The following is a 23,489-nucleotide window of genomic DNA, read 5'->3' as shown; positions in this document are numbered from 1 at the left end:
GCGGACAAGCCGGGGAGCTTGAGGCAGGGCGCGGTTGGGCGGTATGATGGGGTGCACAGTGAGCCCCTGCGCTGCTGATGGCCACTACGGTGGGAGGCTGATGTTCGTGTACCAGAGCATCACGATCCGCAACTACCGCCGGTTCGAGGAACTGGTGATGACCGACATCGGCGGCATCAACATCATCGCCGGTGAAAACAACGTTGGGAAGACGGCGTTGCTTGAGGCGATCTATCTCCGCGGCAACCACGGGAGCGTGCGCATCCTGGATGACATACTCGATCGACGAGGATACACTCTGAGGGACCGTCGCTCGATGGGTGCCGAGGCGTGGCTCTCGCTCTTCCACCGGTTCGACGCTTCCCGAGCGATAGCGATTGATGCAATGCCGTCGGAGCGGGACACCGGGGCAAGCCTCGAGAACGCTCTTGCTTACGGCAGTCTTGTGCTTAGACAGGTTGATCGAATGGAGGAGCTAAGCGACGTGCTCGGCTCCGAGGAGGCCGAGAACTGGTACCGTCGCTACGGCGACGTTAGGCCCGGCGAGTTCCTTCCCGTTCTCGTGGCGGAACTCACGGACCCCGTGGGCAATTCGAGGGCACGGGTGGCTCTCACGCCGAGAGCGGCAGCGTACTCGGTCATGGCCCGTTCATCCGCCATGGGGCCACCATTTCTCGTTAGCAGCGACTGCCGACATGATGCGAGCTTCGATGGTTGGGTGCGAGAACTCGTTACCAGCAAACGCCTCCCTTTGCTGGTCGACACATTGCGCATCATCGAGCCTCGGCTGGAGGCCATACACGCAGCACCGATGCCCGAAGGCTCGTCGGCGCTCTACGGTGATGTGGGGCTACCGCACCTGGTCTCGCTCGGAGACATGGGCGACGGCATGAACCGGCTCGCAACCTTCTTGCTTGCAATCGCAAGCTCAGGCGGGAGTGCAGTTCTCATCGACGAGATTGAGAACGGCCTTCATCACTCGGTGCATGTCAAAGTGTGGCGCGCGCTTGCAGAGGCCTGTCGTGTGTTCGATGTTCAGTTGTTCGCAACCACGCACAGCCTTGAGTGCATTGAAGCCGCTTGGCAGGCGTTGCGAGACGTTCCCGAGCCAACGCTTCGCGTCCACCGGCTGCACGAACTGCAGGGCCGCATCGTGGACGTGGTCTACGGTCCCGAAGAGATTGGCGCCGCGCTTGAGGCCGGCCTGGAGGTGCGGTGATGGGGGGTGGGCAGAAGATCTCTGTCAAGGAGCGGCGCATCCTCATCGTTGAGGGTACTCACGAGCAAGCCTTCATAGAGGCATTACTCAAGGTGCGACAGGATGATACGGACAGTCCAATCGACGTCCTGCCCCTCGGAGGCAAGACGAAGCTGGCGCTGACGCTGGAAGGGCTGGGCGAGGACCCCAGCTTCCTTGACCTGTACAAGGCCCAGGACAGTCCACCCGCTCGATTGGGCATCCTTCGAGATGCCGACAACGACCCGGAGGCTGCATTTCAGAGCGTGTGTCAGGCGTTGCAGAACGCGCGATTTCCCTACCCCGGAAAGCCAGGCGAATTCGTAGAAGGCGAGTTCGTGCTCACGGAGACCATGCTCTTGCCGGTGCGCGTTGGTGTCTACATCATGCCGGGGGCGGGCAAGCAGGGCGCGCTTGAGGACTTGTGCTGGCAGGCCGTCAAGACCACGCCGCAGGCCGCGTGTGCTGAGCAGTTCCTGGACTGTCTCAGAGAAAGGGGTGTCTTCGCAACGCCGGAACACACCCTATGCAAAGCCCGCGCGCACGCTTACATCGCCGCCCAAGCGGACCCGGAAGTTCACGTCGGCACAGCCGCCAAGCGAGGTTATTGGGACCTCGGGTCCAATGCGTTCGATGGTCTTCTGGACTTCATCCAGCGACTGGCACGGGGTTGACCCACCCAACGGAGGCCTTTTATGAACGTCATCTGCATCCTGATGGACAGCCTCAACCGCCACTTTCTGCCCTTGTATGGCAATGATTGGGTGAAGACGCCCAATCTCGACCGTCTCGCGGAGCGTTCCGCCATCTTCACCAATAATTACATCGGCTCGATGCCCTGCATGCCCACCCGTAGGGACCTGTGGACCGGTTGCGTCGAGTTCCCCTGGCGGCCGTGGGGATCGCTGGAGCCCTACGACAACCCTCTCCCCCGGGTCTGCAAGGCCAATGGCGTCACCACCATGCTGATAAGTGACCATTACCACCTGTGGGAGGACGGCGGAGAGAACTACCACACCGACTTCGACGGCTGGGAGTTCATCCGCGGCCATGAGAATGACCCGTGGGCGACCGAACCCGCGCCGCGGCCCGCGGAAGTGCTGGACAACCTCACGCCCCGATATCAGCGCAACATGGCAAGGTTCCAGCGCGAGGCCGACTACCTCTCCCCCCGCACGTTCCAGACGACAGCGGACTGGCTCGAGGCCAACCATCATGCCCACGACCGCTTCTTTCTTATGGTGGACGAGTTCGACCCCCACGAGCCCTTCCACGTGCCGCCGCCCTATGACACCATGTATGACCCGGACTACGACGGCCCGTTCTTCATCTGGCCTCGTTATGGGCGCAATGACTACTACACCGAGGACCAGGTGCGTCACATCCGCGCTCAGTACGCCGGCAAGGTCACCATGGCCGACCGCTGGCTGGGCAGGGTGCTGGACCGCATGGACGATTTCGGCCTGTGGGACAACACCATGCTCATTCTCATGACCGACCACGGGCATTTCCTGGGCGAGCATGGCTGGTGGGGCAAGCCCACCTGCCCGCAGTTCGAGGCCATCGCCCATCGGCCCATGCTGATCCACATGCCAGGGGACCTTTGCGCGGGACAGCGAATAGACGCGGTGACCACCACCGTGGACTTCTACCCCACGATTCTCGAGGGCTTCGAGATCGAGCCGCCCGGTCCGTGTCACGGGAGATCAATGGTGCCGCTCATGGACGGCCGGGCCCAGAGCATTCGCAACAGCGCTCTGTATGGGTGGTTCGGGGCCCACATGCAGGTCACGGATGGCCGCTGCACATACATGCGCGCCGCGCGCACGCCCAGCAATGAGCCGTTGTACATCTATACAAATCGCTGGTCCACCGCACCCTGGTGGCGGATACCCATGCCCGATCAGCGCATGGAGTGCGGGGATTTCGTGCCCCACGCCGACGGCATGCCGGTCTGCCGGATGCCGGTGGAACCAGAAGACATGCGACGCCTGCACTGCGAGCCGGAACTCGTCACCGGGGAGGACTACCTGTTCGACATCAGCGCCGACCCCAACGAGCGCGAGAATCTCGCGGGGACCGAGCTGCAGGTGGAGTATGAAGATCTCATGCGCTCGGCCATGCAGGAATTGCAGGTTCCGCCGGAGCAATATGAGCGGATGGGATTGTAGCCGCACACGGTTCGAGGCCCGATGACTACCGCTTCGGGCCCTTCCGCCCTTGGTCTTTCGGGGGTTTCCACAGCAGGGGTAGTACCACGCTGGCAACGAGTATTGCCAGGCCAACTCCCAGCAGCACTGCCTGCCACAGAGGCAGGCCGTGTCGATGGGCCACGGAGGCCGTCAGTCCGGCGATTACGGCGGCGAGAATGCGTCTGGTCTGGTGCCACGGGGTCAAGTCAAACGCCTCCGTCGAGTCTGCGCAGCCTGGTCTGTTTTCTCTGGGTTCCACATACCCGTCAGCATGTCCTGCCGGCCGAGCGCGCGGCTTGGTTGGCCGAGGGGGCCGCCGATCGCCGGGCCAGTTGCAGGTCCCGCGAAGGCGTCTATAGCATCAGGAGTTGAGCGCTGAAGTGACACACCCGAAGTATCTGTTCACAGTCGTTTTTCTTTGGTTCTTCGCCCTTGCGGTCCCCTGCAGTGCCGCCAACCCGGGCGACTTCGACCTCGATGGAGACGTGGACGCAACCGACTTCCGCCTCTATGTCGAGGCCTGGCGACAGTCTCATCAGCCGGGCGGGACCGTTGATCCTCGCTTCGACCTTGGAGCAGAGGGCCGGCCCGGACCGCGAGGCGCCGCGATTTTTCTGGACATTCTGCTGAGCGCATCGACCATCGCTTCAGACCCCTTCGCCGACGCCGTGCGATACCCGGGCCCGCCTCCAACACCCGGTAACGTTACCTTCAAACACGACGGGATCGACACCACCGTCTCGGCATTCCCGGGCCAGGTACAGGTGATTCTGGACACACCCATCCCGGCAAACACGGCACGTAGCTTCCTCCAGGGACTTGGCGGGACCGTACTCGCGCAGATCCCGGGCGTGGGCTATTACCTGGTGGGTGTGGCGGTTGGGCAGGAGAGCACCTACATCGAGAACGTGCGCAAGAACGCCTCGGTCTACCTGGCTTTTCCTCACCTCGCGGGATACTACGGATCAACAGGCGCAACCGTGGTTGATGATTGCGACGGCGACCACGGAGCCCAGGTCCAGAAGGTGCTCACCGACCGCGGCGTCACCATCAATGCCTGTCGCGATGACGGAGATAGCAGGCCGATATCCACGTGGACGATCTGGGAAACCGAGAAAGAGATCAATGAGCGCAAGACGGCCCCCACTCTCATCAATATCTCATCATACCACGGCCTGGTCAACGGCGCGGACTGGGACGACCAGCCTGCCCAAGTACAGCGCAGGGCCCTCGTGGAATACGCCTATGACCGGAAGTCGCTGCTGAAGACCATCTCCCAACTGCCCCTGTTCTACCGCGAAAACCTGGTCATCACGCTCTGCGCGGGGAACAACCACATGCCGTTGGACACCGTGCTGGCCGAGATCATGGGAGACCCCGCTCTGGCCGGCGTTCTGCGCAACAACGTCCTGATTGTCGGATCGAAAGGGCAGGATTTCTCGAACTACGCGTCTCTGCTCCTCGATGATTTCGTCTGGGTGAGCAATCCGGAATCTGCCAACGGCACGTCCTTTGCAGCGCCCTATGCTCTCGCCCTGATCAGCAAGATCATGGACCAGCGTGGGGTCACTGCAGCGGAGGCCCTGCGGATCGTGAAGCAGGCGGCCGCGGCTAACCCCAATCACGAACTGGTGGAGTCCGAGGTCCTCCCCGTGGCTCCGGGCGACGTCTACAAGGGCTCGATCGCGGGGGAAACCACTGACACGGTGGACGGCAGCGTCTGGAAAGCCCAGGTCTCCCTGGCCCTCACCGTCACTGTCTCCGGCAACGGCCAGTTGATCGACCCGTATCAGGTGAAGCTGGATTTCGACGGGACGGTGGTGGAGACTCTTATCCAGTGCGCGGACCCGGGCGGCTGTGACCCCGGCGGGACATACCCCGTATCGGGCACCGGCCAGCAAACATCCCTGGGCAAGATCATCGGCACCGCGCTCCTTGACGGGAACGACGACGGACTGACAGTCAAGCTCACGGATGGGACCCTCAACCTGGACGGCACGAAACTCACAGGCACCGTCACGGTCAACTCCACCGCCTTCGACGCACCCATAACGAAAGAAGTCACCTTCACTCTGAAGCCCTGAATACCGCAGCGAGCGCCTTCGAAGTCGGCGGCACAGGAAGGATTCCCTGCGCCGCCGGCTAACCATGCCCTGTCATCCCCAAGCTGCCCATTTGCTTTCTCTGGAGGAGATCGCATGCGCCTGGTCTGCCTGCTGACGGTCATCCTGGCCCTTGCGCTCATCGCGGGCTGTGCGAAGCCACCCACTCCAGCCCCAAACGATGCACCCGCACCCCCGGTGAAAGAGGGCGAGCAGGGCACTGACAAGCCCAATAACATCAAGATCGGATTCATCGTCAAGCAGCCCGAAGAGCCGTGGTTCCAGAACGAGTGGAAGTTCGCCCAGCAGGCCGCGGACAAGTACGGCTTCGAGCTGGTGAAGATCGGCGCGCCCGATGGCGAGAAAGTCCTGGCGGCCATCGACAATCTCGCGGCAGGCGGCGCGCAGGGCTTCATTATCTGCACCCCTGACGTTCGCCTGGGGCCCGCAATCGTCATGCGCGCTAAGTCCCACAACCTGAAGCTCATCGCCGTGGACGACCAGTTCGTGGATGCCGACGGCAAGTTTATGACCGACGTCCATTACCTGGGGATCTCGGCGCGAAAGATCGGCGAGAGCGTGGGGCGATACCTGTGGGACGAGATGCAGAAGCGCAAGTGGCCGCTGGAGGAAACCGCTGTCTGCGCGGTGACATTCGACGAGCTTGACACGGCGAAAGAGCGCACCGACGGCGCAATCGAGGCGCTCAAGAAGGCGGGCTTCCCTGAGCAGAGAATTTTCCGCGCACCCGAGAAGACTACGGATGTTCCCGGCGCATTGGACGCCGTGGACATTCTGCTCACGGAGCATCCCGAGCCCAAGCGCTGGCTGGTGCTTGCCATGAACGACAACGCGGTCCTGGGCGCTGTGCGGGCCCTCGAGGGCCGCGGGTTCGGCGCGGATAGGGTCATCGGCATCGGCATCAATGGCACCGACTGTATCGTGGAGTTCGAAAAAGAGAAGCCCACCGGTTTCTGGGGCTCGATCCTTCTTGAGCCGAAGAAGCACGGATTCGGGACCGCTGAGATGATGTATAAGTGGATCGCTGAGGGCACTGAGCCGCCGCTGGACACCCGGACCATGGGGAGCCTGATTACGCGGGACAACTACAAGCAGGTGCTCAAGGAACAGGGCCTGCTGGACGAGTAGCCCGGGGGACGGCGCAATGGACGAGGGCTCGCCCTACCTGCAGTTCGAGGGCATCGGCAAGACATTCCCAGGCGTGCGCGCGCTGGATGCGGTCACTTTCGGCGCGCGAGAAGGCGCCGTGCATGCGATCATCGGCGAAAACGGCGCGGGCAAATCCACTCTCCTGAAGATCCTCAGCGGCGCACTCACGCCGACCGAGGGCGCCCTGCGAATCGCGGGTTCGCCAAGGATCTTCCGATCCACCGCCGACGCGCTCCAGGCAGGCATTGCCGTGATCTACCAGGAACTGCATCTGGTGCCGCAGATGACCGTGGCCGAAAACCTGTATCTGGGTCATCTCCCCGCACGTGGCGGAGTGGTGGACCGCCGCGGTCTGCGTGCCGACGCAACCCGGCAACTGGCGTCCCTCGGGGAGGACATCGCGCCGGACGCCCGGGTGGGACGCCTGCCCATCGGGCAGAGGCAGATGGTCGAGGTTGCCAAGGCCCTCACATGGGGCGCGAAGATCATCGCCTTCGACGAACCCACCAGCAGCCTGTCTGATCGCGAGGTCCACAATCTCTTCGCTGTGATCCGCAGGCTGCGCGATCAGGGCCAGGTAATCCTCTATGTCTCGCACCGCCTGGACGAGATTTTCCAGATCTGCGATTCCGTGACCGTGCTGCGCGACGGCCGGCTCGTGGAGACTTTCGAAACCCTCGAGGGCGTCACCCGCGACACTCTTGTCAACCGCATGGTCGGCCGGGACATTCACGACATCTACGGATATCAGCCCCGGGCGAAGGGCAGGCTGGTTCTGGAGGTGGATGGGCTTTTCGGGCCCGGCCTGGCCGAACCCGTGTCGCTGACGGCGGCAGCCGGCGAGGTACTGGGCATTTTCGGCCTGGTGGGCGCGGGACGCAGCGAGTTGATGCGCCTGCTGTTCGGCGCGGTGCCCGCGCGATCAGGCGATATCCGCGTCGACGGCAACCCCGTCACAATCCGCTCACCCCGGGACGCGATCCGCGCGGGCATCGTGCTCTGCCCTGAGGACCGCAAGGACGAGGGCATTATCCCCGTTCGCTCGGTGCTGGAGAACCTGAACCTCAGCGCGAGGCGCCGTCACCTGCGCTGGGGTTTCGTCATCGATGAGAGCTGGGAGCAAGCAAACGCCAGGCAGCAGGTGGATAGGCTGGGCATCAGGACGCCCTCCTTGCAGCAACTGATCCTGCACCTGTCAGGCGGAAACCAGCAGAAGGTGATCCTCGCTCGGTGGCTATCCGAGCGGGTGCGAGTGCTCCTTTTCGACGAGCCGACGCGGGGCATCGATGTGGGCACGCGGCGCGAGATCTACTCGATCATGTACGACCTCGCAGACCAGGGCATCGCAGTGGTCATGGTCTCCAGCGACCTGCCCGAGGTGCTCGGAGTCGCTGACCGGATACTCGTCATGCGCGAAGGCCGGGTATCGGGGGAACTCACCCGTGGACAGGCCACGCAGGAATCGGTCCTGCACCTGGCGCTTCCCGCCGGGGCAAGCGAATCGGCCGCATAGACACGCAATTCAGGGGAGTCATATCATGCCGGACGGCGCGAAAGGCGCGTCCAAGATTGGGCCAGTCCTCGCGACCATCTGGGACCGCGCGGGAATGCTGCTGGTGTTCGCCCTGCTCATGGTGGCCTGCAGCCTGTCCGTTGACCGTTTCGCCACCTGGGTGAACATGAAGGGTCTGGCGCTATCCGTGTCCACCATCGGCATGGTCGCCTGCACCATGCTCTTCTGCCTGGCGTCCGGCGATTTCGACCTGTCCATCGGCTCGGTGGTTGCCTGTGCCGGCGTGGTGGCAGCGGTGGTCATCAACGCCACCGGCAGCGTCGCCACCGGCATCGCCGTGGCCATCCTGGCGGGCGGTTTCGTGGGCCTGACCAACGGCATCGTTATCGCCAAGTTCAGGATCAATGCACTGATTACGACCCTCGCCACCATGCAGATCGTGCGCGGGCTGGGCTACATCATCTCTGACGGCAAGGCCGTGGGTGTCAGCCGCGAGGGGTTCTTCGTCCTGGGGAACTCCGCGCCACTGGGCGTGCCGACACCGGTCTGGATTACACTTGCATGCTTCGTAATCTTCGGCCTGCTCTTGAGCCGTACCGTATTCGGCCGAAACACCCTCGCGGTCGGTGGGAACCAGGAGGCTGCGCGGCTCGCGGGCATTCCCGTGGAGCGCCTGAAGATCAGCATCTTCACAATGCAGGGGCTCATGGCCGGTTTCGCCGGGGTGGTACTGGCATCCCGCATGACCAGCGGCCAGCCCATGGCGTCCATGGGCTTCGAACTTGAGGTCATCTCCGCGTGCGTTCTCGGCGGGGTATCTCTCACCGGCGGTGTCGGCTCAATGGGCTACGTGGTGGCAGGAGTGCTCATCATGGGCACGGTCCAGAATGCCATGAACCTGTCCGGCGTGCCGCCGTTCTACCAATACGTGGCTCGCGGCGCGATTCTACTGGCCGCCGTGCTCCTCGACCGCGCGAAGCAAGCGCGAGCCGGCCGGTAACCACCCAACTCTCGCCCCGGGGGGGAGACGCATGAACGGCAGCCCGAACAGCCAGACCATAGTCGAAGACAGCGCACCGGATCGCGAAGGCTACCCGCTCATCGTCGCGTGCGTATTCGCGATCCTGACAAGCGCCTCCATGGTCGTCTCCTGCCTGCGCGCCACCGACGGCCGCCTCATCTACGCCCTGGACGATGCGTACATCCACCTCGCAATCTCTCGCACACTGGCGGAAACCGGGACCCTGGGCGTGAACGCGGCCACACCATGCGCCGCTTCCTCCAGCCCCGCCTGGACGCTGCTCCTTGCAGGCGTGTTCAGCGTCACCGGCGTGCTGGAATGGCTGCCCCTGGCCCTGAACCTCCTCGCCGTGCTCGCCATCATTATCATCGCCGACCATGCGTTGCGGGTGCATTTCCACCTGCCGGCAGTTTCCCGTTGCATCGCGTTGGTCGCCGTGGTCCTTTGTACGCCGCTGGGTCCGCTGGCGATGGTGGGCATGGAGCACCTGTGGCATGTGGCGGCGGTGCTCGCGCTGACCAGTTACGCGCTTAGACCCAAGGCTTCTCCGGTGGTTCTGGCCGTCCTGGCAGCGCTGGCGACCGCGCTGCGCCTGGAATCAGGCTTCGTTGTCTTCGTGCTGGTGATGCTCAAGCTTTCGCGACGCGATTGGCGTTCCGTGGCTGCGATGGCCTGCGGCGCGGGGCTTGCAGTGCTCCTGCCCGGCCTGTGGCAGATGTCCCAGGGGCATTCCTTCTTGGCAAACTCTCTGATGGTCAAAGGAGTGGGAAAGAGCGGCCTGAGAGAGTGGATAGATCTGCACGCGCGGCGCCTTCTCACGAATTTCCGCGATGCGCCTGCCACCGGCGCGCTGATCATCGCGGCCATCGGTGCCCTGTGGTGGACCGCCAACCGCACACGTCGCCAAGACATCGCCGGCGACTGGCTGCTGGTGCTGCTCGGCTCCTCACTGTTCCACCTTGCGCTGGCGAAGACGGGCTGGTTCTTGCGCTACGAGGCGTACCTCATCACACTGGCTCTGGTATCGGCAGCACCGCCTGTCAGTGAAATGGTTCTCGCTTCACTCGATCGCCTGCGCGCTGATGCAGAGAACCGGGCACCCGTCGGTGCTCTCATCGCCCTTGCTCTTGTGGTGCCGTGCCTCGCCCTGACTCCGCGAATCCTGCTCCATCAGAAAACGCCGGGCGCCTGTCGAAGCATCTACCTGCAGCAGTGGCAGATGGCCCGGTTCCTGAACGCGTACTACCGGTCTGACCCGATCGCGGTCAATGATCTGGGCGCGGTGGCGTACATGGTGGAAGGGCCGATTCTGGACGTGTGGGGCCTGGGAAGCACGGATGTGGCCGATGCGATGGTGGCTGGGCGATGGGACGCCGCGTTCATCGCACAGGCTGCGAAGAAGAGGGGGGTGAAAGTGGCCGTGGTGTACGACCTGAGCGTGATCCCACGCGACTGGCCCGTGGCAGCGACGTGGACCATCCCGGATCAGGGCTCCTGCTACGACCGCACCATCTGCTTCCGCGCGGTGGATCCGGCCGAACTGCCTGTCTTGGTCTCACGGCTCAAGGCGTTCGAACTCCTCCTGCCCCCTGCAGTGCGGGTCGAGTACCCGGAAGCCGGTTTCGTGCCCCCCGGCCTCAAGACCGTGTTGCCCTGATGCACATACGCGACTGCTCTAGCCGGGCGTCTCAAGATGCGCGACCTGCGCGGCTTCGACGCCCGATTCAGACAATGCGCCCAGAATCCGCTCTTCATCGGATAGCTCGAACCGAATTGCGATACCGCAGTCGCTGCTGAGCTGCCGAGGGGTGGGAACCAGGCGTGCCGGGAGTTGGGCCTTGCGCAGCGTCCTGTCCGCGCGCATCGCCATGGAAGTCGTGTGGAAAAGCAAGAATCCGTACTCGGTCATGCGTTCACAACCCGATTCAGAGCCTCAATGGCCCGGTCGATGTCCTCGACTGTGGTGCTGAACCCGGCCGATAGCCGCAGCGTGCCTTGGGGCAGCGTCCCCAGGGACCGGTGGGCCCACGGCGCGCAGTGCAGTCCCGCGCGGACCATCACGCCGAACTCGTCGTCCAGCCGGAACGCGATGTCGGTCACCACGTGTTCGGCGAAGGTGACTGACACGGTAGCCGTCTGCCTCTTCGGGTCGCAAGGCCCATGGATGCGCACTCCGGGGATGTGGCCGAGCCGTTCCAGCAGCCGCTGCGTGATCGCCATATCATGGGCGCGGATAGCGTCCACCCCTATCTCGAGGATCTTCCGGACCGAGGCCCCAAGGCCCGCAATCCCCACCCCGTTCAGCGTCCCACTCTCAAATCGGTCGGGCAAGGCGTCCGGTTGGTCCTCCAGTTCCGAGCGGCTACCCGTGCCCCCGCGAGTCAGCGGTTCGATCTGCCCCGGATCTGCGTTCTTGCCAATAACAAGACCTCCGGTTCCCTGGGGGCCCATCAGCCCCTTGTGTCCGGTGAAAGCGAGCATGTCGATGCCCAGCGCCCCCATGTCGATGGGAAGCGCGCCGGCGGTCTGTGCGGCATCCACCAACAGAAGCGCACCGGCCTCGTGGACCAGTGGCGAGATCAGCTCCAACGGCGCGAGGGTCCCCGAGACATTGCTGGCGTGATTGATCGCTACCACTCGGACCGGGCGCATCAATGCGTCTTTCAGGGCAGCCAGATCAAGCACTCCGGCCCGGTCGCAGGGCACCACGTCGCAGCTGACCCCACGGTGCTTCAGCGCGAACAGCGGCCGTGCTACTGCATTGTGTTCGACGCCCGTGGTGACCACGCGATCCCCGGGCTTCAGCAACCCCGTCAGCGCCAGGTTGAGCGCCTCGGTGGCATTGCGGGTAAAGATGACCCGCAGGGGGTCCGCTGCGCCGAACAGGTCGGCGATCGCTTCGCGCGCCTCATACACCATGCGCCCGGCGGTGATAGACAGCCGGTGGCCGCTGCGCCCGGGGCTGCCCGCTTCCGCCATGTACAACTGCATGGCTTCCATCACCCATGCGGGCCGCGGCCAGACCGTCGCCGCATGGTCGAGATAGACTATTTCTCGCAAGTTAGGCAGAAAACCCCACCTTCATCTTCCTCGACCGTCACCCGCCAACCGGCATTGGTCACCAGTCGGGCCACGTTGTCTCGCGATGCGGCGTTGTCCACGAGCACTCGCACGCAACCGCTCCCGGCGGCATCCAGGGCCTTCTTCGTCATGAACGCCGGCTGGGGACACGAGAGTCCCCTCGCATCTACCGTAGTCTGATCGTCCATATCGACCGTCTCCTCAATCCGGGCAATCGTCTACACCGTTAGCCCTCGCGCATAGTGAGACCCACAACGCAGCAGAAAGCAAGGCCCAGCAGGACCGCCATCGCGGCGAAGGGACTGGCCCCCGCAGGTGAGGAAGCCAGACTGAAGTTGTGCGCGAACCCGGCGCCCACCACCATGCCGATGCTGAATATCGCTGCGTCCGAATCTCCTTCTCCGGACAGGAAGACTTGTCTGCCCGGGCAGCCCCCCGCCAGTGTAAATGCCAGCCCCGATAGGACCATTCCCGCGAAGTTCCACAGCGTCTGCCCATGGGCCACGGGCTGGTCTTCAAAGCCGAGCTTGAACTGCCCCAGCGCGAGATTGGCCGCGAGTGCAGCAAAGACCAGCGCGACCACGCCGCTGAGCAGGTGGTTGTCTTTCAGCAGAACAGCATCGCGAATTGCACCGACGGTACAAAACCGGCTGCGCTGGGCCAGAAATCCAATAAGAACCCCCGCCGCCAGAGAGATGAGCAGAGGCGCGTGCTGGCTTCCCGGCCCGGTCTTCGAGAAGAACACCGGGCCCGCCGGGTTCCCTTCGGCGTCTTGTCCGAACTGCGGCGCAAACATGACCAGCACCAGCAGCCCCAGCGCAAGCCCCGGCATGACCCAGCCCACCGGCGCGGGCACAGGATGGTTCCTCCCCAGGCTGAAGCCCCGGCGCAGGAACACCAGGCCCAGCAGTATCCCGCCGATGAGCCCCAGGATGCCGGGAATCGCGTTCAGATCGCCGCCTGCCAGGCGCAGATATGCTCGCCAGGGGCAGCCAAGAAAGATGAGTGCGCCCACCACCGAGAACCCTCCGAGGAGGAACCGGATCACCGGCGCCGACCCGGCGCGCGGACGGAACTCACCGAAGGCCAGGGCTGCGATGAGCGCCCCCAGAACGAACCCGATGATCTCGGGTCGGATGTACTGGACGACCTCCGCCCGATGCAGCCCCAGTCCCCCGGCGATGTCCCGGCTGAAGCACGCCACGCAGATACCCATGTTCCCGGGATTCCCGAGCTTGACCAGAATCGCCGCCAGGATGCCGACGAGCGCGCCCGTCAGTATTGGTCCCCATCGTGACACAAGCAGTCCGGACAACCGGCGCATACGGTCACCATCCGTTCGAAGAATGAGGTCACTTCGAGTATAGTTGAGCAACCCGGCACAGGCAACCGTGCAGGTGCGCACGTTCTCGGGACGGAATACTCCCGCGTGCAACCACCACGGGCCATGATATTCCACGACAACGACTGCGCGCGCTGCGGGGCCACCGGTGACCTCATCCGCATTAGCGAACTGGGGCGTGCCTTGTGCCCGAAATGCTTCCCTGAGTTCCTGCGCGGCCGCGTTGAGGGCACGGTGCGCCGCTTCCGCATGATCCCCAAGCGCGCCCACGTTGCCGTCGCTGTGTCCGGAGGCTCCGACAGCGCCTGCCTCCTGCACATCCTGGCAGCTACCCGGGCGCGGCTCAACTTCCGGCTTTCAGCGATCCACGTTCACATGGGCATCAGCGAGTACTCCGACGTCTGTCTCGATGTCGTCCGCGACCAGTGTTCGCGCAGCCGGGTCAGCCTCGAGGTGGAGCGCGTCGATACCCACGGCGTGCGGATCGACCCCATCGCAGGCTGGCCGGTATGCGCGGTCTGCGGCGCGGTGCGCCGGGCTCTCATGCCCCGGGTGGCCCTGCGGATCGGGGCGAACGTTCTGGCAACCGGGCACACGCTGGACGACCAGCTTCAGTACATGCTGCGCAACATTCTGTCCGGCCGGCCCGTCAGTCCCGCGCCGGTCCTGCAGCCCACCGGGTTCGCGCCCCTCAAAGTCAAGCCTCTAATCCAGGTGCCGGACACCGCGAGCGAAGAGTACGTGCGCCTTGTGGGGCTGCCCATCGCCGACGAGCCCTGCCCGCGCTTCGTGCCCGACTCCCACCGCTTCAAGGATGTCTTCGACCTCCTGGAGCAGCGCGCGCCCATGGGCAAGATGATCTTCTGGCAAGTCCTGCGCAAGGTGATGAAGCCCGGAGACGATGAGGAAGACACCTGCCACGACTGCCCCACCTGCGGCGAGCCGACCACCATGCACGTCTGCCCCATCTGCCGTTTACGCGAAGCCCAGGAGCGCCGCGATCAGGCTGAGCCCGAAAGCGCCGGCTGACCGGGCTCAACCCAGGTCGCGGATCTTCGACACCACTTCTTCCCAGGCCACCCGCTCCGCATCATTCCGCGGCTCCGCCTGGAACCCAAGGGCGAAATAGGCCCGGATGGCCGGAATCAGCGGCGGACTGGTCTCCAGGAACGCGCTCGCAAATCCGTGGTCACGAAAGTATCGCAGCACCGCAATAACCGCCGACGACGCAAGCCCGCGCCGTCGATGGTTCGGACGGGTACCGACCCAGTGAACCCGCCCGCAGACCCTCTCTCCAGGCTCGTCCCGCCACGCGAAAGCCGTACTGGCGACCTCGTTCCCGGCCATGACGAAGAACACCCCCGCCGGGTCGTACTGCTCCTTGTCCATGTAATGCTCATGGACATAGTCGGCGGTCCAGACCGTGTCGGGAAAGGACGCGCTCACGATGTCGGCCCATATGTGAGCCGGATCGTCGAACTCTTCAGCCGTCGCAAGACGGTAGCCCGCAGGCAGGGCAATGGCAGGAAGTCCGTCCAGATTGGGCCGGATCATCTTGATCAAAAGGGACACCGCACTCGCCTCCGGACGCTTGCGCCAAGCCGCGTGGTTACTGGCGGCGCGTTTCGCCCCTCACCTCGGGCACACCTTCGTGCAGGTCACCGTGCAGTTGCGGAGAACTCTGCATTCGGGCGCGGGTTATCCGCCGGAGGTCTCCGTCTCGCGCCCAACTCTCAATCACAGGAGTCTGGTCCACATGAGAATCGGAATCCGTGACGGGTGCCTGCGCATGGACTGGCTGGAGGCTTTCGCAGCGGGAGCCGAGATCGGCTTCGACGGGATCGAACTGGACATCGGCGCAGGCTACCGGGACACCCCGCTCTGGAAGGGCGGCCCAGAGGCTGTCCGCGCGATGCTCAAGAACACCGGTGGCGGCCTGCTGTCCTTCTGCGCAGGCGCGTGCTGGCAGATCAGTCCCGCCAGTCCCGACTCCGCGGTGCGAGAGGAGATACGAGCACTGCTTTCCGATCTGTGCGGCTATGCCTCCGAACTGGAGGCCCGAGTGATCCTCGTCCCCGTCACCCCCGGAGGAGATGACGTTAGCTCGGAAGATGGGACGAAGCGCTGGATCGAGGGGATGGCCGCGCTTGCCCCGGTTGCCGCGAATGCGGGCGTGGTGCTCGCCCTGGAGAACGTGGGGCGTGGGTACGGGAAGTCCGCGGGTGAACTGATACACCTGGTGGACTCGGTGGGCTCCCCCGCGGTCCAGGTCTACTACGACATCGGCAATGCCACTGCCTTCGGTCACGATCCGGTGGAGGAGATACGCGCGCTGGGCTCGCGAATAGCGGCGGTGCATATCAAGGACCGGGAGGGTGAACTTCTCGGTCAAGGAGTCGTCAAGATAGCGGAGTCGGTCAAGGCATTGCAGGACATCGGCTACCGCGGAGACCTTGTTCTCGAAACGCCACCAACCGACGACCCACGCGCTGCGGCGGCGCACAATCTCAGTTACCTGCGAGCCCTGCTCTGACGCACGAACCGGGCTCGGAGGACCCAGGAGGAAAACCCATGCTCGGCTTCAGGAACGTCGGCGTCATTTTCGTGGTACTCGCCACTCTCGGTCTCTTCTCGGCGCAGGCGGGCGCCCAGGTCGTTGACGGGCCACCGCCACCTCCTCCCGGTCTGCCGGCGGCAGGAGCGGCCCCGGCTCCGGGAGCAGCGCCCCAGGCATTGCCCGGTCTCGCGCCCGGCGCCCAGCCCGGGCAGGGCAGGGTCCCCGGCCTCACCCCGCGCGGCCAGCGCCAGCAGGGCGGTCCAGGCGGCCCACAAATGATGCCCGGCGGCCCCGGCCCCATGCCCGGCGGCCCCATGCCCGGCGGCCCCATGGGCGGCCCCCAGGACCCCCGCATGCGGTACATGCAGGCAATGATGCAGCGCGAGACGCCCCCCGCCATCGCTGTTGCCGAGGGCTTCGTCTTCGTGGTCTACGGTGGCACGCTGTACCAGTTTACGGTGGACGGGCTGCAGGAGATCGCCAAGGTCAGCCTGACCGGTGACCGCCCCAAACTCGACCCGGAGAGGTTGAAGGCGATGCAGGAGCGCATCCGCAAGGGGCGCAACGCCGAGCAGCCCGCGGCAGACCCGGCACTCCTCGACAAGGTCGACAACGCCCAGCAGTAGACCGCATCAGCCGCAAGCGAAACGGCGGCCGTCTCTGGCCGCCGTTTCCATTTCCGCCATTTTCTATTGTAGTCTATCCCATGATCTCCAGCCGCTCCGCGTGTTCAGGGGCTACCTGCGGGAGCTTGCGGCGAATCCGGGACAGTGCATTGTCAATGGATTTGATTTTGCAGCCCAGTTCCACAGCCATTTCCTTGTACGATTTCCCCGTTCGGTACTCCGTGAGGACCTCCCACTCGAAGGGAGACAGCTCATCCCGCAGCGTCTGCTGCAGGAGCCTCTCGCCCTCAAGACCCAGCACCACGTTTTCCGGGCTGCCCTCAGGCTTCGTCGTGAGCATCTCTGACAAGGCCCTGTCGTCGTCCTGATCCCCGGGAGATGCTTCAAGCGAGATCGAGGAATTGAGCGGGGCCTGCTTCTGCCGTGTCGCGGCCTTGATGGCCGAGATCATCTGGCGCTGTATGCAGACCTTCGCGAAGCATGCGAATGAGGTGTGCCGGTCCGCCTTGAAGTCGGTGATCGCTTCCCACAGCCCGATGAGACCGATCTGAAGCAGATCATCTCTCTCGGCCCCCACCAGGAAGTAGGACTTCACCTTGGCCCGAACGAGGTTCCTGTACTTGAAGAGTAGGTACTCGCACGCTTCCTTGTCGCCCTCCAACTGTGCACGTCTCACCAGTTCTTCATCTGAAAGCGGGGTGAGGTCGCAATAGCGATTTCGCAAGGCGGCCGCGCGAAAAAACTCAACGGCATTTACCATGTTGCACCTCAAGCTTGGCCTGTTTCGGTCATGTCTCGGGTTCAGCAGTGTCTGGACGCGTGCCCATAATGATCTCAAGTCTCAGGTACGCGAGCAGTACACTTATGATCACCAGCAGTGCTGCTCCCGCGCCCGCAAGAGCAACCGGAACCGCCTTCACCGTTTCGTCACCGAGCTTCACGTCAATACGCTCGATGACCCCATCATCCAGAAGAGCTTTCTTCACCTCCTCCATCATCCGGGCGATTGCATACTGCAATCCCCGCGCGCTGTCCTGTTCTCTCTGGCATTGGTCGATCGCCGCGAGTGCCCCTACAACGTCTCCCCCCGCGGCCTCCAACGCATCCCTGGCCTCTGCGTACCCGACGCCCATTCGCTCGCGTATCAGGTCAATCTGTTCGAGGGCGGCGTCCACCGATGCCTCCATGGCTAACAAAAAACGCGAGAGTCAGTAACTGACCCTCGCGTCTCAATCGCGTCTCAAGGAGTCTCTCGCCCACCTGTACAGGAACGGCAACGAGTCCTTCGCCGAATCCGTCACTCGAACGAGACCCGGTCGATGCCTGATCGCTCTGGCCAGCGTGGCGGCGCCGACGCAAAGGGACGCGCACAGCGCGCACAGTAGCGGTATCAATTGGTGGCACCTCGTTTAGTCGGGCGACACGCCGAGGAAAAGCGACCAAGGTCGTTCTTCCGACACGAAACGCCTGGCTAATGGCGCTTCGCCAAAGAAGGGACTCCTCCCAACCAGCAACGGCAAGTATACATATCCGTCCCCTCCAAGTCAAGGATTCAGGAACTTCGCGGGGGAGGGTTTTGGCAGCCAGAGCCCGAGTTCCTCCCGCCCGCGAGTTGCGCCCTGGAAAGGCAGGTCCCGGGCATCCTGGAGCGAAATGTCTATTGCCCGGCCAGCACGCGTCTGGATCCGGGAAGGGGTGGTCCATCCAATGCCCGGTCTCGCGATATCCATTCTTGGGACGATGGTGATGCTCATGCCCACGCCGGCCTGCGCGCAGGAACCCATCTATATCGGCTCGCGCCTGGAACTGATGGTGGACGACGCGCTCATCTCCACCATGACTGGGGGAGCGCGGCTGCAACTGCACCGGCCCGAACGTCGTGACATTGTGTTCGAAACGGACAAGCCCTGGGAGGGCAATGCCTGCAGTTACCAGTCGCTGTTCGTGGAGGACGGCGTCTACCGCATGTACTACCACGGTGGGCACTACCGCATGAGCGGGGAACCGGCGCAGGCTCTTGAGGAACACCCGTGGACCCTCTGCTACGCGGAGAGCGGCGATGGCATCCACTGGACCCGGCCGAACCTGGGACTGTTCGAGTTCAACGGCTCGAAGGACAATAACATCATCCTCATGCCGGATGCAGTGGCCGAGATCGGAGGAGACCCGGCGCATACTGCGGTATTCCTGGACGCCAACCCCGACTGCCCGCCGGATGAGAGATACAAGATCATCATCCTGGGCAACAAGCCCCACGGTCTGTATGCGCTCAAGTCCGCCGACGGGATCCACTTCTCGCTGATGAGCACCGAGCCGATTATCACCCAAGGCGTTTTCGACTCCCAGAACCTGGCGTTCTGGGACACCGTGCGGGGCGAGTACCGCGAATACCACCGGCATTTCAAGGACGGTGTGCGGGATATCATGACCTCCACATCCCACGATTTCCTGCACTTCCCGGAGCCTCAGTGGCTTTCGTATCCGGGTGCGCCGACGGAGCACCTGTACACCAACGCCATCCAGCCTTACCACCGTGCCCCCCACATTTTCATCGGATTCCCGGCCAGGTATGTGGACCGCGGCTGGCTGGATTCCCTTTTCGACCTGCCCGGGCTGGAGGAGCGTCTGGCCCGGGAGCGCGCCCATACCCGCTACGCCACGGCATTGTCCGATGCGGTTTTCATGTCCAGCCGCGACGGGCTGACCTTCAGGCGCTGGCCCGAGGCCTTCATCCGTCCCGGACCCCGGCAGCGCGACACCTGGGTCTACGGTGACAATTATCCGTTCTGGGGTGTGGTTGAGACTGCTGCAGACATCCCGGACTCACCCAATGAGTTGTCGATCTACGCCACGGAGGGCTATTGGGAGGGCACATCCACCAGCATCCGGCGCTACTGCCTGCGGGTGGACGGGTTCGTCTCAGCCAATGCCCCGCTGTCGGGCGGCGAAGTGGTCACCAAACCCATCACTTTCGAGGGCGGCAATCTCACCATCAACGCCGCCACATCCGCAGCCGGCAGCGTCCGCGTGGAGATACAGGACGCGGATGGTAACCCCATCGACGGCTACCGCCTGGATGACTGCCCGGCGATCATCTGCGATACGTTGCGGCACGTGGTCCGGTGGACAGGTCGCGGTGGTGACGTGCGCTCGCTGGAGGGCAGGCCGGTGCGCCTGCGGTTCGAACTGCGGGACGCCGACCTCTACGCATACCAGTTCGCACCCTACGCGCCGGAGCCGGTGCGGCCTGACCTGCCGGCAAAGTGATGACCGGCAAACCCGCCTGAAGTGCGGGACATACGAAAGGCTGAAGAACAATGATTGAAGTCAGCGTCTTCTGTGATGAAGTCTCCCCGGATTTCGAGGAGCAGATCGACCTGTGCAAGCGCGCCGGAGCCTCCTGCGTGGAACTGCGCGGCAATATCTTCGGCCGCGCTGTCCAGACCTGTACCGACGAGGATGTTGCGCGCGTGCAGGAGATCCTCGCGAAATATGGCTCGCGAGTTGCCATCATCGGCTCGCCCGTGGGCAAGCTGAGCCTGGGCGACGAAGAGGAATATCAAATCCACCTGAAGTGGTTCGACAGGATGTGCGAACTGGCCCACGTATTCGGCACCCGCATCATCCGCGGGTTCGCCTTCTGGACGCCCTCGCGCAAGGAGCTGCCTCGCCCGAATCTGGACGAGATCATCGATGAGATCTCCAAGAAGCTCACACCCATCGCCCGGAAAGCTATTGAGGAGGACGTCCTCTTCTGCTTCGAATGCGAGGGCAGCACGAACTCCGGCACCTGCGCCGAGATCGCCCGGATCATCGACTCCATCACGCCCAATGACAACCTGATGGTCGCCTGGGACTGCAACAATGCCACGCGTCTCGGCGAACACCCGCTGAATGAGGGCTACCCGCTGATCCGTGACCGCGTTCGGCACGTGCATGTGAAGCCTAACCCGTACAAGAACATCGAGACGGTGTGGTATTCCGACGTCAGCTACCGGACGGTATTCGAAACGCTGATCGCCGACGGGTACGAGGGCGTTGCCACGGTTGAGCACTGGGGTTCCCGCTGGCTCATGCTCGAGGGAGTGCGCCAGACTGCCGAATTGCTGAAAGATATCCAGGCGCGCGGATAGGCGGACTAACCGACACGTCGGACCGAGGGAGACGCGCATGAGAACCGTTATCTTTCTCATCACCGTCACACTGTTGGGGGTGCGGATGATGCCCGCATTCGCGGACCTGGCGCTGTCCACTGACCGCCCCGGCAACCTGATGGCCTATGGAACCGACGCGGTCATCACCGTGAAGGGCGCGGATGGCGAGGTCGCCTGGAGCGTCACGGATTTCGAGGGCAATCAGACAGCCTCCGGAACCTGCGCGCCGGTGGATGGCACCGCGACCATCACCATCCCGGACCTGGACCGTGGGTACTACGAGATCACCTGCAAGGCCGGTGATGCCCAGGCGATGCTGGCCTTCGGCGTGGTTACCGATCATTCGGCTCACGACCCGCCGGACACCCGGCTCAATGTGGACGGAGCGACGGCCTGGCTCGAAGGCGCCGGGCGACATGACCAGCTTGCGAAGATGCTGCGGATCATTGGCATGGGCTGGGTGCGAGAGCGGTACAGTTGGGGCGCAACCGAGCCGGAAGAGGGGGAGGTCAACTACCAGCCCGGCGGGCGCGACTATGACAGAGTGGCCGACGTGTTCACTGCCGAAGGCGTGCGCGTCTACCAGATCTTCCACGACAGCCCCGGCTGGACCCGGCCCCACAGCGGTGATAGCCGCAATCCCCACGACCTGCGAGATGTGTACCGTTTTGCGAAGCGAACTGCGGAGCACTATAGAGGCAAGGTCGCGGCGTGGGAGGTCTGGAACGAGCCGGACATCGGTTTCTGGCCCGATCTCGGCGACACTTTCGCGGGCCTGCAGAAAGCGGCCTACCTGGGCTTCAAGGCAGGAGACCCGCACCTTCCCGTGCTCCTGGGCTCCTTCTGCCGGGGATACTGCGCTTTCGACGAGAACCTGTTCGAGTCGGGCATTTCAGACTATTTCGATATCTTCAACTGGCACATCTATGCGCCGCCGGACCATTACGCTCCCACCCTTGGCGGGTACCTGGAGATGCTGGAGCGCTACCAGTGCGAAGACCGTCCGGTGTGGCTGACTGAAGCCGGAATCCGCCTGGACGCTAACGAGCCGGGGGGCGAACTGAACGCGGACTCCGAAGCCCGGCAGGCCCGGTTCATCGCTCCGTCCTTCGCGTCTTCCCTGGCGGCCGGGACCGACAAACATTTCTTCTTCGTATACCCGTATTACCTGGAGAACGGCGTCCAGTTCGGGGCCCTGCGGAAGGACCTCTCGCCGAGGCCCGGGTTCATCGCCATTGCCGCCGCGGTGGATCTCCTCGGCGATGCGAGGTACCTGGGTCGGTATGATTTCGGGCCGAATGCTCAGAACTTGTGGGGCATGGCCTTCGATCGCGGGGACGGCCCGGTCCTCGTGGTCTGGGCGGACAAGGACACGCCGGTGCAGGTCAACACGGGGAAACGGAGCGTGACCGTGGCCGACCTCCTGGGTCGGCGGAAGCAGGTGCAGACCAACGGCGGGATTCTGGCGCTCACTGCCGGACAATCCCCTGTCTACATCCTGGACGGTGGCGATGAGATGCTGGCCGGTCTGCGCGGGGACGTGCGCGAGCCCGGCAGCATGCCCGAGACGAACCCCGACCCGCTGGTGATCCGCGGGCAGGCGCTCCTGGCGTCGCTGGACAAGGGCGCAAATGCCTACCTGATCGCCGAGCCTTTCACGTATCAGGTGGAACTGTGCAATCTCAGCGAGACCGATAGCGTCCGTGGACAGGCGCGGTTCGAGTTGCCCCAGGGCTGGACCGCCGAGCCCACAGGGGGGGCCGCTTTCGAACTCGGCCCCATGGCGCGGCAGGTGTTCACCGTGAAGCTCATCCCGGGCAAGCCGCGCCGGGAGATTCAGAAAGTGACGGTGCGGGCAATCGTGGAAGGCCGCGATCCCGCTCCGTCGGTCTCTCATTTCCGCTTCGACGCTACCCGCATTCGGCCCCGAGATGCCCGGAGCCTGGAACTCAATGACCCGTCGGCCTGGAGTAAGAACGTCTCGGGCAATGGGACCATGGAGATCAAGCCGGCAGAGGGTGGCGGCACCCGGTTCGAAGTGGCTTTCCGGCAGGCGGGCGACCGCTGGTGCTATCCTCGGGTGGTCTTCGACCAGCCCCGCGACTTCTCGGACTATGATGGGATCCGCCTGGAGTATCGCACCGGCGGAGATGACCAGATCGGCGTGCGCCTGCAGATAATGGAGCCCGGCGGGACCAGCTACCTCACCGGCGGCCCGTGGCCCGCCAGTAGTGAGTGGAAGACAGTGGTCGTATCCTTCGCGGACCTGGTCTGGGGCAGCTTCTCCCAGGCCGATGCCAACGGCAAGCTGGACACCGACGCCATCCACGGCCTGATGGTGGGCCTCAATACCCGGAAGGATGACGTCTGGCTGGAAGTGCGGAATCTCGAACTGGTGCGGCTCTGGGACTGACCTGCCGCGGTGAGTCAAACAAGCAACGACACAGGGACCGCCTTTGGGGGCGGTCCCTGTGTATTGTGGCTATGCAGAAAA

The 23,489-nt window shown here is 63.9% G+C and carries 21 protein-coding genes; 14 read left to right on the top strand and 7 right to left on the bottom strand.

All coding sequences use genetic code 11. The features are described from left to right. Positions 1 to 106: 106 nt before the first annotated feature. The 8 genes from HPY44_04445 (at position 107) to HPY44_04410 (ending at position 10,892) form a co-directional block, all read left to right on the top strand. Complete coding sequence (locus HPY44_04445) at positions 107 to 1,219, top strand: AAA family ATPase (GenBank protein NSW55237.1); 1,113 nt, start codon at positions 107 to 109, stop codon at positions 1,217 to 1,219. After that, positions 1,219 to 1,911, top strand: a complete 693-nt coding sequence (locus HPY44_04440; protein NSW55236.1) for a hypothetical protein — start codon at positions 1,219 to 1,221, stop codon at positions 1,909 to 1,911. The genes HPY44_04445 and HPY44_04440 overlap by 1 nt, the downstream gene beginning before the upstream one ends. A gap of 21 nt (positions 1,912 to 1,932) precedes the next feature. Next, the gene (locus HPY44_04435) at positions 1,933 to 3,408 is read left to right on the top strand and encodes a sulfatase (GenBank protein ID NSW55235.1); all 1,476 of its coding nucleotides are present in this window, start codon (positions 1,933 to 1,935) and stop codon (positions 3,406 to 3,408) included. Between the two features lie 401 nt (positions 3,409 to 3,809). After that, positions 3,810 to 5,513 (top strand): hypothetical protein, encoded by a 1,704-nt coding sequence (locus HPY44_04430; GenBank protein ID NSW55234.1) that lies wholly within the window; start codon positions 3,810 to 3,812, stop codon positions 5,511 to 5,513. A 114-nt stretch (positions 5,514 to 5,627) separates the two neighbouring features. Then, complete coding sequence (locus HPY44_04425; GenBank protein ID NSW55233.1) at positions 5,628 to 6,680, top strand: arabinose ABC transporter substrate-binding protein; 1,053 nt, start codon at positions 5,628 to 5,630, stop codon at positions 6,678 to 6,680. Between the two features lie 16 nt (positions 6,681 to 6,696). After that, positions 6,697 to 8,214: an L-arabinose ABC transporter ATP-binding protein AraG gene (gene araG, locus HPY44_04420; protein NSW55232.1), complete on the top strand. Its 1,518-nt coding sequence runs from the start codon at positions 6,697 to 6,699 to the stop codon at positions 8,212 to 8,214. Positions 8,215 to 8,239: 25 nt separating this feature from the next. Next, complete coding sequence (gene araH / locus HPY44_04415) at positions 8,240 to 9,214, top strand: L-arabinose ABC transporter permease AraH (GenBank protein ID NSW55231.1); 975 nt, start codon at positions 8,240 to 8,242, stop codon at positions 9,212 to 9,214. 31 nt (positions 9,215 to 9,245) lie between these two features. Next, positions 9,246 to 10,892: a hypothetical protein gene (locus tag HPY44_04410; GenBank protein NSW55230.1), complete on the top strand. Its 1,647-nt coding sequence runs from the start codon at positions 9,246 to 9,248 to the stop codon at positions 10,890 to 10,892. Between the two features lie 18 nt (positions 10,893 to 10,910). Here HPY44_04410 and HPY44_04405 read toward each other — a convergent pair whose 3' ends face one another. The 4 genes from HPY44_04405 to HPY44_04390 are packed head-to-tail and all read right to left on the bottom strand — an operon-like array spanning position 10,911 to position 13,640. Then, positions 10,911 to 11,144, bottom strand: coding sequence for a DUF3343 domain-containing protein (locus HPY44_04405; protein ID NSW55229.1), 234 nt, complete (start codon positions 11,142 to 11,144; stop codon positions 10,911 to 10,913). Then, complete coding sequence (locus HPY44_04400) at positions 11,141 to 12,286, bottom strand: aminotransferase class V-fold PLP-dependent enzyme (protein NSW55228.1); 1,146 nt, start codon at positions 12,284 to 12,286, stop codon at positions 11,141 to 11,143. Before HPY44_04400 ends, HPY44_04405 begins: the two co-directional genes overlap by 4 nt. Next, positions 12,283 to 12,504 carry a sulfurtransferase TusA family protein gene (locus HPY44_04395; protein ID NSW55227.1) on the bottom strand — a complete coding sequence of 74 codons (222 nt, stop codon included), beginning with the start codon at positions 12,502 to 12,504 and terminating at the stop codon, positions 12,283 to 12,285. The genes HPY44_04400 and HPY44_04395 overlap by 4 nt, the downstream gene beginning before the upstream one ends. A 38-nt stretch (positions 12,505 to 12,542) precedes the next feature. Further along, complete coding sequence (locus HPY44_04390; GenBank protein ID NSW55226.1) at positions 12,543 to 13,640, bottom strand: YedE-related selenium metabolism membrane protein; 1,098 nt, start codon at positions 13,638 to 13,640, stop codon at positions 12,543 to 12,545. Between the two features lie 105 nt (positions 13,641 to 13,745). Here HPY44_04390 and HPY44_04385 point away from each other — a divergent pair, with 105 nt between their 5' ends. After that, entirely contained in the window at positions 13,746 to 14,687 is a 942-nt protein-coding gene (locus HPY44_04385) for a hypothetical protein (protein NSW55225.1), read from the top strand. Positions 14,688 to 14,693: 6 nt separating this feature from the next. Here the strand turns inward: HPY44_04385 and HPY44_04380 are convergent, their stop codons facing one another. After that, the gene (locus tag HPY44_04380) at positions 14,694 to 15,230 is read right to left on the bottom strand and encodes a GNAT family N-acetyltransferase (GenBank protein ID NSW55224.1); all 537 of its coding nucleotides are present in this window, start codon (positions 15,228 to 15,230) and stop codon (positions 14,694 to 14,696) included. A 184-nt stretch (positions 15,231 to 15,414) separates the two neighbouring features. Between HPY44_04380 and HPY44_04375 the strand changes: the two genes are divergently transcribed. Further along, positions 15,415 to 16,191, top strand: coding sequence for a sugar phosphate isomerase/epimerase (locus HPY44_04375; GenBank protein ID NSW55223.1), 777 nt, complete (start codon positions 15,415 to 15,417; stop codon positions 16,189 to 16,191). A 38-nt stretch (positions 16,192 to 16,229) separates the two neighbouring features. Then, the gene (locus HPY44_04370) at positions 16,230 to 16,841 is read left to right on the top strand and encodes a hypothetical protein (protein NSW55222.1); all 612 of its coding nucleotides are present in this window, start codon (positions 16,230 to 16,232) and stop codon (positions 16,839 to 16,841) included. A 73-nt stretch (positions 16,842 to 16,914) separates the two neighbouring features. On the opposite strand, the gene sigH is transcribed toward HPY44_04370, so the two are convergent. Both sigH and HPY44_04360 read right to left on the bottom strand, forming a co-directional pair. Beyond that, positions 16,915 to 17,601, bottom strand: coding sequence for an RNA polymerase sporulation sigma factor SigH (gene sigH, locus HPY44_04365; GenBank protein ID NSW55221.1), 687 nt, complete (start codon positions 17,599 to 17,601; stop codon positions 16,915 to 16,917). A gap of 28 nt (positions 17,602 to 17,629) precedes the next feature. Beyond that, positions 17,630 to 18,016 (bottom strand): hypothetical protein, encoded by a 387-nt coding sequence (locus tag HPY44_04360; GenBank protein ID NSW55220.1) that lies wholly within the window; start codon positions 18,014 to 18,016, stop codon positions 17,630 to 17,632. Between the two features lie 532 nt (positions 18,017 to 18,548). Here HPY44_04360 and HPY44_04355 point away from each other — a divergent pair. From HPY44_04355 to HPY44_04345, 3 genes are read left to right on the top strand one after another with little or no spacing between them, the layout of a single operon-like run. Further along, positions 18,549 to 20,108 (top strand): hypothetical protein, encoded by a 1,560-nt coding sequence (locus HPY44_04355; GenBank protein ID NSW55219.1) that lies wholly within the window; start codon positions 18,549 to 18,551, stop codon positions 20,106 to 20,108. A 50-nt stretch (positions 20,109 to 20,158) separates the two neighbouring features. Then, on the top strand, positions 20,159 to 20,974 hold the full coding sequence (locus HPY44_04350) for a sugar phosphate isomerase/epimerase (GenBank protein ID NSW55218.1): 816 nt from the start codon (positions 20,159 to 20,161) through the stop codon (positions 20,972 to 20,974). A gap of 37 nt (positions 20,975 to 21,011) precedes the next feature. After that, positions 21,012 to 23,408 (top strand): hypothetical protein, encoded by a 2,397-nt coding sequence (locus tag HPY44_04345; protein NSW55217.1) that lies wholly within the window; start codon positions 21,012 to 21,014, stop codon positions 23,406 to 23,408. Positions 23,409 to 23,489 lie beyond the last annotated feature (81 nt).

The sequence above is a fragment of the Armatimonadota bacterium genome (genome assembly GCA_013314775.1).
GTDB lineage: Bacteria > Armatimonadota > Zipacnadia > Zipacnadales > JABUFB01 > JABUFB01.
Note: the sequence above shows the minus strand (reverse complement) of the source record. Positions and strands in the feature narration are given on the sequence as shown.